General features: G+C 46.6%; 18 protein-coding genes and 1 tRNA gene. 8 read left to right on the top strand and 11 right to left on the bottom strand.

The features are described 5' to 3' along the window. Positions 1–4: 4 nt before the first annotated feature. The 6 genes from ACJJIN_RS01815 to ccmA form a co-directional block, all read right to left on the bottom strand. The gene (locus ACJJIN_RS01815; RefSeq protein WP_444896643.1) at positions 5–1,996 is read right to left on the bottom strand and encodes a heme lyase CcmF/NrfE family subunit; all 1,992 of its coding nucleotides are present in this window, start codon (positions 1,994–1,996) and stop codon (positions 5–7) included. Continuing rightward, a complete protein-coding gene (locus tag ACJJIN_RS01810) occupies positions 1,993–2,442 on the bottom strand; it encodes a cytochrome c maturation protein CcmE (protein WP_413665106.1) in 450 nt (149 codons plus the stop codon). The genes ACJJIN_RS01815 and ACJJIN_RS01810 overlap by 4 nt, the downstream gene beginning before the upstream one ends. An 87-nt stretch (positions 2,443–2,529) precedes the next feature. Beyond that, the gene (ccmD, locus tag ACJJIN_RS01805) at positions 2,530–2,772 is read right to left on the bottom strand and encodes a heme exporter protein CcmD (protein WP_444896642.1); all 243 of its coding nucleotides are present in this window, start codon (positions 2,770–2,772) and stop codon (positions 2,530–2,532) included. Position 2,773: 1 nt separating this feature from the next. Next, positions 2,774–3,517, bottom strand: coding sequence for a heme ABC transporter permease (locus ACJJIN_RS01800; protein WP_282933518.1), 744 nt, complete (start codon positions 3,515–3,517; stop codon positions 2,774–2,776). Positions 3,518–3,531: 14 nt separating this feature from the next. Further along, positions 3,532–4,245, bottom strand: a complete 714-nt coding sequence (gene ccmB / locus ACJJIN_RS01795; protein WP_444896641.1) for a heme exporter protein CcmB — start codon at positions 4,243–4,245, stop codon at positions 3,532–3,534. Further along, positions 4,232–4,906, bottom strand: a complete 675-nt coding sequence (gene ccmA / locus ACJJIN_RS01790) for a cytochrome c biogenesis heme-transporting ATPase CcmA (protein WP_413665104.1) — start codon at positions 4,904–4,906, stop codon at positions 4,232–4,234. The genes ccmB and ccmA overlap by 14 nt, the downstream gene beginning before the upstream one ends. Positions 4,907–5,204: 298 nt before the next feature. Here ccmA and ACJJIN_RS01785 point away from each other — a divergent pair, with 298 nt between their 5' ends. Continuing rightward, a complete protein-coding gene (locus ACJJIN_RS01785) occupies positions 5,205–5,897 on the top strand; it encodes a 2OG-Fe(II) oxygenase (RefSeq protein ID WP_413665103.1) in 693 nt (230 codons plus the stop codon). Positions 5,898–6,236: 339 nt separating this feature from the next. On the opposite strand, the gene ACJJIN_RS01780 is transcribed toward ACJJIN_RS01785, so the two are convergent. Further along, positions 6,237–6,416 (bottom strand): PA3496 family putative envelope integrity protein, encoded by a 180-nt coding sequence (locus ACJJIN_RS01780; protein WP_108735213.1) that lies wholly within the window; start codon positions 6,414–6,416, stop codon positions 6,237–6,239. 410 nt (positions 6,417–6,826) lie between these two features. On the opposite strand from ACJJIN_RS01780, the gene ACJJIN_RS01775 reads away from it, so the two are divergent. After that, a tRNA-Arg gene (locus tag ACJJIN_RS01775) sits at positions 6,827–6,902 on the top strand. A gap of 301 nt (positions 6,903–7,203) precedes the next feature. Here the strand turns inward: ACJJIN_RS01775 and hdeA are convergent. The 3 genes from hdeA to ACJJIN_RS01760 all read right to left on the bottom strand — a co-directional run bounded on the left by hdeA (position 7,204) and on the right by ACJJIN_RS01760 (position 9,531). Continuing rightward, positions 7,204–7,632, bottom strand: a complete 429-nt coding sequence (gene hdeA / locus ACJJIN_RS01770) for an acid-activated periplasmic chaperone HdeA (RefSeq protein ID WP_282933522.1) — start codon at positions 7,630–7,632, stop codon at positions 7,204–7,206. Between the two features lie 338 nt (positions 7,633–7,970). After that, complete coding sequence (locus tag ACJJIN_RS01765) at positions 7,971–8,651, bottom strand: hypothetical protein (protein WP_444896640.1); 681 nt, start codon at positions 8,649–8,651, stop codon at positions 7,971–7,973. 379 nt (positions 8,652–9,030) lie between these two features. Then, complete coding sequence (locus ACJJIN_RS01760; protein WP_444896639.1) at positions 9,031–9,531, bottom strand: HNH endonuclease family protein; 501 nt, start codon at positions 9,529–9,531, stop codon at positions 9,031–9,033. Positions 9,532–9,797: 266 nt separating this feature from the next. Here ACJJIN_RS01760 and ACJJIN_RS01755 point away from each other — a divergent pair, with 266 nt between their 5' ends. The 5 genes from ACJJIN_RS01755 to ACJJIN_RS01735 all read left to right on the top strand — a co-directional run bounded on the left by ACJJIN_RS01755 (position 9,798) and on the right by ACJJIN_RS01735 (position 13,696). Then, positions 9,798–10,106: a hypothetical protein gene (locus tag ACJJIN_RS01755; protein WP_444896638.1), complete on the top strand. Its 309-nt coding sequence runs from the start codon at positions 9,798–9,800 to the stop codon at positions 10,104–10,106. 128 nt (positions 10,107–10,234) lie between these two features. Next, on the top strand, positions 10,235–10,816 hold the full coding sequence (locus ACJJIN_RS01750) for an HD domain-containing protein (RefSeq protein ID WP_444896637.1): 582 nt from the start codon (positions 10,235–10,237) through the stop codon (positions 10,814–10,816). A 724-nt stretch (positions 10,817–11,540) separates the two neighbouring features. Continuing rightward, entirely contained in the window at positions 11,541–12,419 is an 879-nt protein-coding gene (locus tag ACJJIN_RS01745) for a CPBP family intramembrane glutamic endopeptidase (RefSeq protein ID WP_444896636.1), read from the top strand. 88 nt (positions 12,420–12,507) lie between these two features. Next, entirely contained in the window at positions 12,508–13,005 is a 498-nt protein-coding gene (locus tag ACJJIN_RS01740) for a T6SS immunity protein Tdi1 domain-containing protein (RefSeq protein ID WP_444896635.1), read from the top strand. A 73-nt stretch (positions 13,006–13,078) separates the two neighbouring features. Beyond that, entirely contained in the window at positions 13,079–13,696 is a 618-nt protein-coding gene (locus ACJJIN_RS01735; protein WP_444896634.1) for a LysE family translocator, read from the top strand. Here the strand turns inward: ACJJIN_RS01735 and ACJJIN_RS01730 are convergent. Beyond that, positions 13,661–13,828 carry a hypothetical protein gene (locus ACJJIN_RS01730; protein WP_444896633.1) on the bottom strand — a complete coding sequence of 56 codons (168 nt, stop codon included), beginning with the start codon at positions 13,826–13,828 and terminating at the stop codon, positions 13,661–13,663. The genes ACJJIN_RS01735 and ACJJIN_RS01730 overlap by 36 nt on opposite strands. A gap of 203 nt (positions 13,829–14,031) precedes the next feature. Here ACJJIN_RS01730 and ACJJIN_RS01725 point away from each other — a divergent pair, with 203 nt between their 5' ends. After that, the gene (locus ACJJIN_RS01725) at positions 14,032–14,661 is read left to right on the top strand and encodes an HAD-IA family hydrolase (RefSeq protein WP_444896632.1); all 630 of its coding nucleotides are present in this window, start codon (positions 14,032–14,034) and stop codon (positions 14,659–14,661) included. The last annotated feature ends 234 nt before the right edge of the window (positions 14,662–14,895 follow it).

Here is a 14,895-nt window from a genome sequence, read left to right as displayed (position 1 = left end):
ACTATTACGCCGCAGCAACATTGCCTGTAACTTCTACATCTACAGGTTTAGCGGCTTTCGCTTTGCGATAGCGCTTATCCGCTACAGCAATAGCTCCACCGATCGCCATCAAAAGCGAGCCCAGCCAAATCCATACCACAAAGGCTTTGTACTGAAGTCGCACAGCCCAATCACCGCTTGGGTTAGACCTGTCCATCGGCTCACCGAGGGCCACATAAATATCGCGGAAGAGTCCGGTATCGATCGCCGCCTCTGTCATGGTGTTGCCACCAGACAGGTAATTGCGTTTCTGGGGATGCAGCTCTGCAACCGGCTTCCCGTCCTTGCTGACATGCAATACACCTTCAAAGGCTCGGTAATTAGGCCCCTGAACCATACGAACACCGTCAAATTTGAAGTCGTAACCGGAAACCTGGAAACTGTCCCCAGCACCCATACGCACATCTTCCTCAATGCTGTAAACGGTGGTCAGTACTACCCCCAACACCGAAACTGCCAGGCCGATATGTGCGATATGCATACCGTAGTAACTGGCTCTCTGACGCTTAAGGCCGGCAAAGAATGAGCTGGAGTTGCGGGTTTTAGCCACGATATCAGCGATGCTGGAAGCAAAGACCCAGATACCAATAAAGATTCCCAGCGCCGCTCCCCAGTGGAAGTCTCCCAGGGCCAGGGTCCACAGCAACGCAACTACCAACGAAGCGACAAATGGCAAACGCCATGCGCTCAGCAGTTTGTCCCAGCGGCTGTCTTTCCAGTTGGCGCGCACGCCCATACCCACCAACAGGCAGAGAACAACCATCAGTGGCACGAAGAAAAGATTAAAGAAGGGCGGACCCACACTCACCTTGCCCCAGTTCATGGCGTCGGCCAGCAGCGGGTAAAGAGTGCCGGTCAAAACCATGCCCATAATCAGCATCAACAGGATGTTATTGCCAAGCAGGAAGGTTTCCAAAGAGCGGAAAGAGAAAACACTGCGTGCGCTGACTGTCGGTGCGCGCAGGGCGAACAACAGCAGCGAAGTGCCGACAATTACAGCCAGGAAGCCCAGAATAAAGCTGCCTCGCAGTGGGTCGGTAGCAAATGCATGTACCGAGGTAATAACCCCTGAGCGCACCAGGAAGGTGCCGAGCAGGCTGAGACTGAAAGCGAAAATCGCCAGCAGGATAGTCCAGCTCTTAAACAGCCCACGCTTCTCAGTTACCGCCAAGGAGTGCATCAAGGCAGTCCCCACCAACCAAGGCATCAGGGATGCATTCTCAACCGGGTCCCAGAACCACCAGCCACCCCAGCCCAGCTCGTAATAAGCCCACCAGCTACCCAGGGCAATACCCAAGGTCAGGAAGCCCCAAGCCACAGCCGTCCAGGGTCTTGCCCAACGGGCCCACACCGCATCCAACTGGCCACCGAGCAGTGCCGCAATGGCAAAAGCAAAGGCAACCGAGAAACCCACATACCCCATATAAAGCAAGGGCGGATGGAAAATCATACCCGGGTCCTGCAACAGCGGGTTCAGGTCAGAACCTTCCATCGGTGGGAATGGCAGGGTGCGATCAAATGGGTTGGAGGTAAGCAGAATAAACAGGAAAAACCCGATCAGTACAAAACCGAGTACGGATAAAACCCGCGCGGAAAGCTCTGGAGGCAGCTGCTTACCAAACAGCGCTACTGCCGCAGCCCAACCAGCCTGAATCAAAAGCCACAACAGGATGGAGCCCTCATGCCCACCCCATACGGCGGTAACCTTGTAATAAACCGGCAGGATACTGTTGGAGTTCTGTGCTACGTAATTAACCGTGAAATCACTTTGCACAAAAGAAGTGGTCAGGCTGGCAAAAGCGATCAGAACGAACGCAAAAATACCCAGTGCCAGCGGACGCCCCGCATCCATCCACACAGGGCGCGATGAATAGCTACCGGCCATCGGCACTGTTGCGAGAGCAACCGAAAGCAGCAAGCCGACAATTAACGCAAAATGGCCCAGCTCAGGGATCATATTTTCGCTCCATCGGAACAACCTTCATGGGAAACCATGGTGTCGGCTACTTCAGGTGGCGTATAAGTTTCATCGTGCTTGGCCAGAACCTGGTCCGCACGCAGAACACCGCTTGGCATCAACTGGCCGGTAATCACTGCTGCTTCGCCTTCGGCAAATAGATCCGGCAGGATTTTGTCAAAGACTACGGAGAGTTGAGCCTCGCCATCGGTAATCACAAACTGGACTTCCAGGCTATCAGTAGCTCGCTGCACACTGCCCGGGACAACACAGCCTCCCGCGCGAATCCGCTTTTCCATCGGGACTTCACCCGCTGCAAAGGCCTTGGGGGCATAGAAATAATCGATATTGCCACGCATCGCATAGGCTACAAAACCTACTGCTGCACTGGACAATACCACCAGGACAAGTACGAGTATCAGGCGTTGCTTGCGTACAGGGTGCATTGTCTAAGTCCTACTCCATAACTATTTAATTCTGTTGCGCTGATAGGTTCTCCATCGCCCTATCCGCTGGAACCCGGCAAATTGAAGTTAAGCCGGTTCCTCTGCTATTTCTTTCTTCGTGGTTACTGTGCGCTCACTCACTGCCTGGCGGCGGCGCTGGGCAATTTTCTGCTGTCGCACCAGCTCTGCCTTCAGGCCGCGGCGGGCGATGTAAGGGTAGAGAGCCATCCCCGCGAGACTCAGAAAAGTCACCGCGTAGGACACCCACACAAATACACCGTGGCCGTCCATCGTTAGGAAATCAGCCAGGTTGGCAAATTGAAACTCCACTTTATCGACCTCCCGCCAGTTCTTCCTGTACCCACTTGGTGCGCATCTCGCGCTTGAGCAGCAGAGTGCGGGTGTGAGTCAGCAGGGTCCAGGCATACATACAGTAGAAACCGATAATCATGGTCAGCAGCGGGTAGAACATACTCGGATCAATACTGCTGGATTCGGTCAGGCGAATGGTCGCGGGCTGGTGCAAGGTAAACCACCAGTCTACGGACTTGTAAATAATTGGGATATTCACGGTGCCCACCAGAGCCAGCAGCGCAGAAGCTTTGTCGGCTACTTGCTCCCGGTTCACTGCGTGGGTAAGTGCCATAACGCCGACATAGAGAAACAGAAGAATCAGCATTGAAGTAATGCGGGCATCCCATACCCAGTAAGCACCCCAGGTAGGTTTACCCCACACAGCACCGGTAAATAGCGAGACAAAGGTCAATACCGCACCAATCGGCGCGGCAGCGCGCATGACGGCAAAGGAGAGCTTCATCTTCCAGATCAAGCCGATAGCACCGCTGATCGCCATAATGTAGTAACCGGCCAGTGCCAGGAAGGCGGCGGGTACATGGATAAAGATAATGCGGTAACTATTGCCCTGCTTGGCATCTTCTGGGGCAAAACCCAGGCCCCAAACACTGCCTACAGCGAGCAATACAACACTAGCCAGCGCCAGCCAGGGCAGCCAGGCTTCAGTTTTTTGATAGAACCAGCGGGGCGAACCCAGGCGGTGAAACCATTGCCAAGCCAAGAAAGACCTCCAAATCAATTATCCAGGCTAATACGTATTGCACCCGCAGCAGCGAGTGGCGCCAGTGCCGCAGCAGCCGCTAGGAGTGCTGCCAATATCGCCAGTTGGGCGCTGTAGGCATAGCCATCAATTGCCGCCTGTACTGCGCCGGTGCCGAAGATTAGCACGGGCACATACAGCGGCATAACAATTAGTGCCAAGAGCAAACCGGGGCGGCGCAAGGCAACAGTGAGTGCTGCACCAATGGCCCCGATCAAACTCAAACTCGCAGTTCCCAGCAATAGGGAAACCAGCAAACAAACATAACCATCCACGGGCAGATTCAGCATTAAGGCGAGCAGCGGCGACAGCAATGCCAGCGGCAAGCCTGTGGCAATCCAGTGCACCAGGGATTTTGCAAGAACCGCAAAATAAAGCGGTTGTGGTAACAGGGTGAGCTGCTCCAGGGTGCCATCTTCGAAATCACCTTTAAAAAGGCTTTCCTGGGATAGCATGGTGGACAGTAGAGCCATTACCCAGATCATGCCCGGAGCCACCTTTGCCAGAAGTTCGGGCTCAGGTCCTACCCCTAACGGCAAAAGTGCTAAAACCGTCACAAAAAACAATAAGGGGTTGGCAATATCTGCTCGTTTTCTCAGCGCTAAGAGCATTTCAATCCGGAACAGCGCCATAAAACCGGGGCCACTGCGCACTTCGCTCACCGGCGTTTGGACATCAACTGTCGACATGCTCTCCCCCAAAATCCTCAAAAGGCTCAGAGACTGAATAGTCAGACAAATTAACCTCACTGAGTCCGGCTAATGACAGAGGTTGGTGTGAGGTCAGCAGAATTGAACCACCGCTATACAGATGGACCGCCATTTGCTCTTCCAATGCAGCAACACCCACAACGTCGAGAGCGGTCAGTGGCTCATCGAGTATCCACAATCGAGGGGAATCAGGTAGAAATAATCGCGCTAGGGCAACCCGGCGATTCTGGCCGGCGGAAAGGGAGTGACACAAGCTGTCCTCAAAGCCGGTCAGGTCGACTTTATCGAGGGCATTGAGCGCGTCCTCATGGTCAGCACCATACCAGGTGAGGTTTTCCAGCGGAGTCAGGCCACTGCGCACTCCGCCCCTGTGCCCGATATATAGTAAGGATTCACGCATCGCCGAGAGCGATTGCGGGTAGGCGGTATCACACCAAAGGATCTCCCCAGTGAAATCACTGCTACTGCCAATCAAAGTGCGCAGCAAGGTCGTTTTACCCGCGCCATTACTACCTTTGATTTGAATTGCAGCACCGGCTTGAAGAGAAAACTGAAGGCCCTCAAACAAGCGCCGACCATCCCTTTCGCAGGCGAGATCTCTCACTTGCAGCACAACTTGGGACTTAGGGGTCACAGACATTCCAGGATAAAACCGCTCTGACAAATCTGAACGGCATTATACCGGCACCAGCGCTAATTGCATTGTCTCAGCGAGCAACATTTTAGCAACCCTTGATCTTTCGCAAGAATGCCCACTGATTCACACTGAAAAGCGCTATTTAAATTGGCACTGAATTGTAGTTTTGGTATTTTCACACCGTCGTGAGATTCAGTACCTGTTTCTCGCTGTACCCTCAAGGAAGTGGGTAATCTCAGAAGTCGACATAAAGCTGGACCCCCAAAAGGGCCAATTCTTCTGCTCGTAAGGATGCGTGTCTATGAACAATCTCGCCACCCATATCGATCCCTGGCTCGACGCTACTACTTTAATTGGCCAAGAAAGCCAGATTCACCAACAGCCATTTCCTTTCTTCGTTGCCAAGAACTTGCTGGCCGAGAACCTGATGGCATCCTTTATCAAAGACTTCCCAAAGCTTAAAGGGGCCGGCTACCTTCCCTACGATAGAAGCAGTTGTGGCACCACAATAAATGAACTGATTGAACAGTTTAGGGCTCCGGAATTTGCCGATGCTATTGGCAACAACCTGGGTATTGAGAATCTTTCTCAATACCCTACCTATGTTTCCATTAGCCGTACACTCAAGAAACGCCACGGCCGCATCCATACCGACGGACAGTCAAAAATTGCTACCGCCCTGCTCTACCTGAACCCGGAGTGGTCCTTGGACGGCACAGGCTGCCTGCGCTTCTTAAAAAGCGGCGATAACTTTGAAGATACCGCAGCCCCAGAGGTAAAGCCTTCGTACGGTACCCTGGCCGCATTTAAGCGAGCCGATAACTCGTTCCACGGACACTTGCCTTTCGAAGGTAAAAGATTGGTTATCCAGGTAGCCTGGTTAGTCAGCGATGCTGACAAAAACAGAAAGGCCAAGCGCGGCAAATTAGCTTCAAAACTCAAGCGTCTGCTGGGCTGGTTTGGAGGCAACTCTGCAGCCACACAAAATATGTAGCTACAGCCAACTCAATACCTACGATAGAGCCCGCATCCCTTACGGGCTCTGTACATACACACCTTCTTCCCTATCTCCATAGCACCCATTGCAAAAGCAATAAGCCTAACAACTTTAATTAATGGAAAATACAATACGGGGAAACAGAGCCCAACGATTTAAAAGCACAGAGAAAAGCCAGGGGAAAATAGAAGTGACTTGGGCAGGAAAGGCAAATTTTCAATAAAATCTATTAACTACGCAGAGTACAGTTTAAGCAATCCTATTTTTAGATTACTTTAATTTATTATCTGCACCCTGCATAGCTGGCCGTAGCCGTTAAAGTTTCAGCATATTTCGTTAGTCGAAATCATAATCCATTAATTCACGCCTTAAACGCTTTTCCTCCAATTTGTCTTCTACCATTCGACGTGCGTCGCGTGGTGGCTGAGAGGTAGCTTCCTTCAGCACTTCAGTTGCAATTTGTGGAATACCCACATTATCAAAATCTAGGCGTCTTTCGTTAACGTGGCCGCTCATACGAAACTCCATAATCTTGATTAGAGAAAGCAGAAATATCCTTATCGCACCAAGGGTGCAATTGCAGGTTATCCAGCTCAATCAATCGTGGTCAAGCAATAATTTATCAAGTGGAAATGCGGCTTTTACGTCAAAACTTTCCAGCTGATCCCCGAACAAAGCTATCCGCAAAAACCGCCATTTCGAAGTCAAAGTAGCGAAGAAAAAAGACAGATTTATGAAGGTTTTTCGAAAATTTTAAGAAAAGGGAACGACGGGAATAGCAGTAACCGAGTGGCGCCAATGTTACCCTCAGTGACACAGCAACTTGGTACGATTTGATGGAAGGTGAGTTAATGGTGAAAAGCATGACATGACACAGGGCTTTCCACAGGCTAGAATAGCGCCGCTCTTCAGCAGTGCTGACACCCGCCCCCGTCGGTTAACAGGATAAACCACGGACCTCCTAAGTCCGGACTGGTGGTTCGAGTCCACCCGGGGGCGCCATACATATCAAGGCAAATTAGCAAACGACTGCCTTTGACGAATGCATAAACAACGCCAGGAATAACCCAGCCAACAGCACCCCACCCCAGAAGAGCCTGGTAGAACGGCTAATTGTTCTCCCCCGCCTGGCTTCGTTTCTTACAGTCTTTCCCATATCACAAATCCATTTGCCTACATTTCGTCCATTCACCATAAATACTAACCGAAACCATTTCGCTGGTGAATCTCCATCTCAGGATAGACAAAGCCCGGCACAAGCCGGGCCCAGAACAATAGCAATGCAAGTATTGACGAACAGCGCCTACTGGTTAGTCCCGTTTGTGCCACTGCCACCATTACTATTGTTCATCTGAGTGCCATCCTGCATTTTTTTCTGCATCTTCATCATCTGCTTTTCAGCTTTGTCCTTCTTGTGGTGCATCCCCACCTTGTGCCACTCATCTTTGAACTTAGCCCAGAAAGATTCTTTTGGCGCTTTGGTGCAGGCGGTAATCACCATCGGCGTCACTTTTTCTGTGCCTTCAATATCCAGCATATCCCCCTCTTCCGTGCCTTTCTTGGCGTAGGCGGCAGCCCAATAAACTGCTTTAGGTTTAAACTCATCGTCGATAGCCAGGAAATCCGCACAGGTCCAGTCTTTCGCCGGCTTCTTGGGATGGTTATCCGCGAAGGCAGCAGAAGCAGCAAGACTGGCAATTACCAAAGGAAGAATGAACTGCTTACTTTTCACAATTAGATCTCCAAAATATCCAGGGTTATCACCCCGTGAATCAATTGCAGGTAATGTGCAATCCGCTCGCTACCCACGGGCCGGGGAGGACTGGCCGGCAAGTCACTAAAATGACTGCGACAAACAGCGAGGCAAGGAATAGCCCCGGATTCACCAGCCTTACGACAGCGGAAACGCAAGCCAAGACACTAAATCAACGAATGCTTGGCCCATTGAAAGGATAGACGCATTTTTCATTTTTTGGGGAAAATCAAAAACACTTTCTTACCCACTTGCATACAAACTTTATTGTCCAGACGCATTCCATGTGAAGAAGCAGGCTTTACCTATATACACCTTTAGCTATTAGCGCTCGGAATAGAGTTTGCTGCCTCCCATTTTTGACTGTGCCTACCCAGCCTTAGCAAAGAGAAACCTAACCAAATAAACCAGACTATTTGGGAAATTCCGAATATTTCTGTAAAGATATCGTCCGGATAGATAGTCGCAATTCCCGCCACTCCCACTAGCACACCGATAAAGTTTAATGGCCGGGAAAAAAGACCAGCTTGCAATGCAGCAATACTAATTAACAAAACCCAAAGTCCACCCACCAACTCATTGCCACCACCAAGACTTTCAACCATCAAGTATATTATTCCCCAGGTATCGAAAGCCTTCTGAACACTGACCTCCATAAGCCCCAAAGCATAGGCGAGCCCTATATTTGCGATCATACCGCTCGCTATGACAAGGCCCACCCAGACTGCTCCAAACAAGGATGCCAATACAGCTATCTCCCTCCTCTTACTTTTTAGCTTTTCATATAAGTTAACTACCACACAGCCCAGTAATATCGCAAAGACCAAGTACATTAGGGTATAGGCAATATTAAAAATCAGTTGATTTTCTGCCAAGAACGTCATTTTTTCTATGGGGCTCCCATCCGATGGAAAAGACCAAAAAGTACCAAAGAATACAAACGCACTAATATAAATTAACCCCATGCCAAACGCCGAGATACCAGCAACTCTATCCATAGCTCTCCCCTATCATCTTTTAACTCAATTCAATGCCCGTAAATATCACTTTAATTATGTAACCCAAGGAAGCCAAATTCGTAACACCCCACCCTATCTAAGCGGCAAGTAATCGCAGAAATGAATATTCAGCAAGAGAAGAAAGTAACAGTGCTTTAACCGAAGTGTACATTAATGCCATTTCTGACTAGCGCTCATACCAGGACCTGTTGGTTAGGTGGATAGCTAAATATCACTATTGCCAATTAACCCGAAGGAGATAACAGGATGGGGAACAAGGAGTAAAGGATCTAAATAATCCGGAGATCAGCGATTTCCATCAGGAGCCGATTTCCTTAAAAATCAGCTGCATGTCAGCTCTAACGGTAGAGTGTCGTATTCAGTCGCCAAGCCGATACTTACGGGCCACAACCTCAAACTGACGAATATAAATGGCTTGGGCTGGCTTATAGGGCGGCAGCCACTGATCGGGCCCTTTATCTCCCTTACTGCGATTGTGGCCATCATCAACCAGCCACAAATTTGCAGGGTCTTCTGCAAAAGCTTCGCGCTGCTCCCGGCTCCAGCTAGCACCACCGTACTTATGAGCCCAAGATAGCGGTACTATATGCTCCACATCCAGATCCGAAGCTTTTTCAAAAAACTGTCCCGTATAGGGGTCCATCCACAGGCCTGTAACCACTGTACAGCTCTTCTCATTGCTGAAGGCGACAGGAGCCAAAGAGAGACGGATCAATAGCTCCTGGCGAGTATTCTGGCAATCACCATCGACATCAGACCACCGTGGCAACCACTCACTGCGATCATAAGATTGAGGGGTTACTTCATAACACCCGCTGAGGGTCAGCATGGACACTATTAATAAAGACTTGAGTCGCATAAAGCTAAACTGCGGCTAATTACTGCTGGGGGAGCATTTTGATTGTAGTTTAAGGGCGCGTCAACAAGCACTTTTCTTAACACAAAATTTATTCGAGGATATAAGTAATAATCGAACCTGACAGAGATACGGGTTATTTAGCATGTGCAAACCTGTAGTAGTAAAAATATACAAATAGCGACAATTTATCGATACTGTATATACTTAAACCAATAAAATTCGTTAGCAGAACAATTCAATACATCTCAACAACAATAGCGAAATGCATGAAAACAATAACAACTTTAATCGTAGGATTTTTCCTTGGGGTAGGTTCCACTACCACCTTCCTTAGCTTTCGAGATTCCGGTACATCTGAAGTCTGGACTTTAACAAAATCGCTACAGACTAACGAAGGCATGATAATCCCAAGTGGTACACATTTTATAGTACATAAATACATGCCTGAAGGCTATGTATCCCTAGATCTTAACGTGAATGTAGAAGGAGTGACTCTAAAAAATTTTCACAAAAAAACTATAAATAAAAATCACTTCAGATCTCCTGTGTGGGCTGAAGAAGCAGTAAACAATTGAATCAGCATCAGCCAGAGGGAAACTGTGGCGTACCATATAATATCTTTATATCAAAGCCTAAAAATACTCCAACAAAGACTTATATAATTCAGTTTCAATAGAAGATCCTACGTGAGAAGCGAAGTAGAGTGAGTGATATTGAAAAAATCATAGAATTTGTTATCGAAATTGAGAAGCTTAAAGCTGTCCTGAGGCAAACAAAGCCAGTCGGTATAAATCGTTACGAGAACTCAGCAGAGCATAGCTGGCATGTCTCCTTAATCGCACTTATGCTCAAAGACTACGCCAATGAACGTATTGATATTAGCCGCGTTGTTAAGATGCTATTGATACATGACCTGGGTGAAATTGGAGCAGGTGATCAAATTGTGTATCAACCACTCACCGACGAGCAACAATTAAGTGAGACCCAAAGTCTAGCGCAAACACTATCGATATTACCGGACAAGCTCTCAGCTGAATTTATAGCTTTATGGGAGGAATTTGAGGAAGGCGTTTCACCTGATGCTAAGTTTGCAAAAGCGATTGATAGAGTACCTCCACTACTACATAACATTTATGGTAACGGCCATAGCTGGCAGAAACACAATATTTCCAAGGAACAGGTTTTCACTGTCAACTCAGAAAAAATAGCAGGTGGCAGTCATAAATTGTGGTCTACTATAGAGAAAAAACTCAATGAAGCAATTGAGAGTGGAGCTTTAAAGTGATCAGAAGGCATCCATAAACTTGTATACAGTAATGCTACGAGTAGAATGCACTACTCTAACAGTGAGACAATTATAAAATTTTACATCCAGCTGGTACAGAGGTGCATATTAAATTAAAAATAGCAAGCACCTGAAATTATACCTTTAAGAAGGGTTTAACTTTTTACTACTTCTACTGTACTTACATCCCCTCAATTTCACCACCCCCTTAAACAAAGATCAAGCATAGCTGGTAGGATATATATTCTCATTCAAAAGTTGACTTCCACATGAAAAATAATACCTACCCAGTAAGCGGTTGTTAACAAAGACACTTCGAGCTGCGCCTCGAACTACCAAACAAAATAGGCCCACCTAAAGCTAGACTCTTTAAACCTACAAAGATTGATCAATATCTCTGGATATCTCACAAGGGATACCGTTAATCGAATCTACAAAAGATGCAATGTGTCGTCTGGTAGACTTAAAGCAGCCAAGCCAAATAAAAGGTCAATAGGTATGAGTTCGAAAAGCAGTTAATAAGCTATTCCTTCTACATTTAGAATAGATAATTTAGAGAGTGAAAAATTCACCTAGCCTCAATAACAGTACTCTGCAGGGCAACCTTCAAAACCTTACGCCTCTTGTAATCCCTACTCATTAACAGTACAAGAAATATCCTATTTCGCACATAGACATACTACAGATTAGCCATTTTCAAGATAACACGGAGTTAACGATCTAGATGAAAGAATCGCTGAGTTCGCTCAAAATTATCGCTGTTTTTTTAATTCTCACAGCGAGCCTCTACCCTATCGGATACTGGCTAATTTTTCACATGGAAAGCGCAGTACCCTTAATGCTTTCTGTTGGGCTTGCCACGGTCACAACATGCTTGATATTCAAGAAGAGCCTGGACTCCTTAGGATGGTCTTGGGGAAGCTGGAGATATCAGTGGTTAAGCTACTTGGTACCCTTGGGTTATGTAGCAGCTGCCTACCTCATTATGTGGATCTTAGGTTTCGGGGAGTGGTATAACTCAGAATACGTTACGGCACTAAGAGAAGGGTATAAAGTAGATGGCTGGAGTGATACCAGTGTAATCCTCTTTAGATTCTTAATTACTGCAAGTATCAGCTTTTTATTGATACTGCCTGGAGTTTTAGGAGAGGAGATTGGATGGCGTGGATTGCTTGTACCTGAGCTCTCAAAGCTTATGTCCTTCTCAGGGATCGCACTAACCTCTGGGTTTATATGGGCCGCCTGGCATTGGCCCATGATAGTAGCAGGTGTCTACGGGAATGAAACAGCCCCCCTCAGCTATCAGTTGTTTTTCTTTACGCTAGGCTTAATGTCAATGTCAGTAATCATGACTTACGTAAGATTAAAGACTAACAGTGTTTGGCCTGCCGTTATTTTCCACATGAGCCACAATGCATTTATTCAAAAATTCTTCAATCCATTGACCCTACAAAGCACAGATTCAGGTTGGTATCTCAATGAATTTGGTATGGTTTTACCTGTAGTTATTTTTTGTATCAGCATTTATTTCTGGAGAAAGGGCCAACAAGAGTTCGGCTCCGCTCAATCTGCAAGCGAACTGCTGTCTCCACAAAAATCTTGACGTAGCGCCATAGATGTGTGACAGAGGCTTGGATTAAGAACAATCATGAGTTTTGGGCAATTTTACCGCAGGCATATAGAAATACATTATGGATAATGAAGTAGATATTTTTGCTCCAGTTACTGATCTAGGAAAAAGAGATGCCCTTGAATGCTGGAGATGGCTAGTTGGCAAAAAGGCCTCCATGTGTCTTCTGACCTCCATGGGGGATTTATTCTTCAAAAGGAAGGAAGGCCTACTGAACAAGGAACGTGTATATTTCCTAGATACTGGCACAGGAGAAATGGAACTTGCCGCTAAATCCTGGAATGCATTCCGAGAGATGATGGCAGCAATGAAAGATATTCCGGGCCACTGGTTTAAATATAGATTATTACTTGAGTTAGTGGAGCAACCATTAACTCAAGGTTGTTGCTATTCACCAATCCAACCACCGATAATGGGCGGGGAGTACATTACAGAAAATTATCAATCTATATCTTGGGAAGTCCATCTAGATCTGTTAGGACAGATACATGAGCAACTCAGCGGCCTTCCCCCAGGAACACCAATAACTAGTGTAAGCTTAAAAATTGAAGAAGATTGAGAGGCCACCATTCAAAAGGGTTATCCCTAAATCCAGCATTTAAAACTATAATTTCATGTCAGGACTTGTCCTTATGATAAGCATTGAGTTTTTGATTACCTCTTTTATCGTTGTGTTGATACCGGGAACGGGAATTCTATATACAGTTGCTGTGGGGCTATTCAAGGGTAAAAGGGCAAGTATTTCTGCAGCGTTAGGTTGCACACTAGGCATCATCCCCTCTATCCTTGCTTGCATCATGGGGCTGTCCGTAATCATTCATACCAGTGCATTAGCATTCCAGTTTGTAAAATATGCAGGAGTCGCATACTTATTGTACCTAGCTTGGTCAATGCTTAAATCTAGCAATTCCCTGACTCTAGAAGAAAATCAAAAGAAACAGAGTTTAACCTCAATTGCTTTCAAGGGATTCATGATTAATATCCTGAACCCAAAGCTAACCATCTTCTTCCTGGCATTCTTACCCCAGTTTATTCCCTCTCAATTACAGAACCCTTTAGATAGTATGCTGATTCTTGGACTTGCCTTCATGGCTATGACCTTTCTGGTTTTCATTGTTTATGGCTTACTAGCAACAGTCATTCGAAATTATGTTATTCACTCTGAAAAAATTAGCGTTATCATTCAACGAGCCTTTGCTGGTAGCTTCGCAGCTTTAGGGCTCAAACTCGCCTTTACGAGCAGAGATTAACATGTCTTTAACTTGGGTTATTATTGGTTCATTTCTCCAGCTATCATTTTCCAGCCTTCTTTTTATGATGGCTGCACTTGCTGTAGGCGGCATTAATAATAAAAGAAACTTATCAAAGATCTCATCATTCATACTTGCGGCCTCCCCGTATTTCTTACCCTCAGTTAGCGCACTTGCTACCGGCATTGTTATATACCAATACAACCTCGGAGGGGGCGCCTCCCCTTATTAGTGGCACTTCATGTCTATTGCGGCGGCGGCTTTATCTATCATTTATATAAACTTACTATCGAAAAAATTGCGCAACATGAAAAAAATCAATACGAGCTTCGTCCGTGAGTAAATGCCTATTTTTTGATAACGACGGCACCTTAGTCGATAGCGAACATCTCTCCAGTATTGGCTTAGCTATGATGTTCGAAAATTACGGAGTAAAACTAGATGCTGATGAATTGGTCATAAAATTCAGAGGTTGGAAACTGGCAAGTATTCTATCCCTATTAGAAGAAGAGAATAATATCAAACTGAAAAGCAATTTTGTTGCAGCTTATCGCGATATAGTCACAAAAATCTTTACCAGAGAGTTAAAACCTGTTGAAGGTGTAGCAGACGCTCTTGAGGCACTTGATGGTGAGAAAGCGGTAGTATCTAGCGGCCCCCTGCAAAAAATCAAGCATGCATTAGATATATGCGGGCTATCTAAGTATTTCGGAAATAATTTATTCAGTTCATATGAAGTAGGCATATGGAAGCCTGATCCAGGCATATACCTACATGCTGCAAAAAGTATGGGCTACCATCCTGAGAACTGCTCCGCTATAGATGATGGGCCAGTGGGAGTTCAGGCCGGTATAGAAGCAGGCATGAAAACTTACTTTTTTAATCGTCTTAACGAGGAATCTAATACAGTTGGTGTAGTGTCCTTTCAAGCGATGAGAGAGTTACCAAAACTAATAGGTAACTAATCCCCCAAGAACACTATACCTTTAGTTTATTAGCATCATTCAAGCTCATGCTACAACCGGTCATCATGGGCGGCAGAGAAAAGATGGTTCCCGACAAGCAATATCTATTTGGCTCTTTGCCCATGGGAGATACAATTTAGCCATTAACAGTAGTGCAAAATATAGACAGAAAACCTATCATTCCATGTCTAATAGGATGTCGGTTTCACACGATACCTTCAGCACTACCCCTTG

This window comes from Microbulbifer maximicatervae (SeqCode), from assembly GCF_052467505.1.
The sequence above is the reverse complement of the archived record's forward strand: the minus strand, read 5'-3'. Positions and strand labels throughout refer to the sequence as shown.

Bases quoted from the DNA above. Each gene is read 5' to 3' on its own strand.
- ACJJIN_RS01815 (WP_444896643.1), bottom strand. From the start codon at position 1,996: ATGATCCCTGAGCTGGGCCATTTTGCGTTAATTGTCGGCTTGCTGCTT.
- ACJJIN_RS01810 (WP_413665106.1), bottom strand. From the start codon at position 2,442: ATGCACCCTGTACGCAAGCAACGCCTGATACTCGTACTTGTCCTGGTG.
- ccmB (WP_444896641.1), bottom strand. From the start codon at position 4,245: ATGTCGACAGTTGATGTCCAAACGCCGGTGAGCGAAGTGCGCAGTGGC.
- ccmA (WP_413665104.1), bottom strand. From the start codon at position 4,906: ATGTCTGTGACCCCTAAGTCCCAAGTTGTGCTGCAAGTGAGAGATCTC.
- ACJJIN_RS01785 (WP_413665103.1), top strand. From the start codon at position 5,205: ATGAACAATCTCGCCACCCATATCGATCCCTGGCTCGACGCTACTACT.
- ACJJIN_RS01780 (WP_108735213.1), bottom strand. From the start codon at position 6,416: ATGAGCGGCCACGTTAACGAAAGACGCCTAGATTTTGATAATGTGGGT.
- ACJJIN_RS01765 (WP_444896640.1), bottom strand. From the start codon at position 8,651: ATGGATAGAGTTGCTGGTATCTCGGCGTTTGGCATGGGGTTAATTTAT.
- ACJJIN_RS01760 (WP_444896639.1), bottom strand. From the start codon at position 9,531: ATGCGACTCAAGTCTTTATTAATAGTGTCCATGCTGACCCTCAGCGGG.
- ACJJIN_RS01755 (WP_444896638.1), top strand. From the start codon at position 9,798: ATGAAAACAATAACAACTTTAATCGTAGGATTTTTCCTTGGGGTAGGT.
- ACJJIN_RS01745 (WP_444896636.1), top strand. From the start codon at position 11,541: ATGAAAGAATCGCTGAGTTCGCTCAAAATTATCGCTGTTTTTTTAATT.
- ACJJIN_RS01740 (WP_444896635.1), top strand. From the start codon at position 12,508: ATGGATAATGAAGTAGATATTTTTGCTCCAGTTACTGATCTAGGAAAA.
- ACJJIN_RS01735 (WP_444896634.1), top strand. From the start codon at position 13,079: ATGATAAGCATTGAGTTTTTGATTACCTCTTTTATCGTTGTGTTGATA.
- ACJJIN_RS01730 (WP_444896633.1), bottom strand. From the start codon at position 13,828: ATGAATGATGAGATCTTTGATAAGTTTCTTTTATTATTAATGCCGCCT.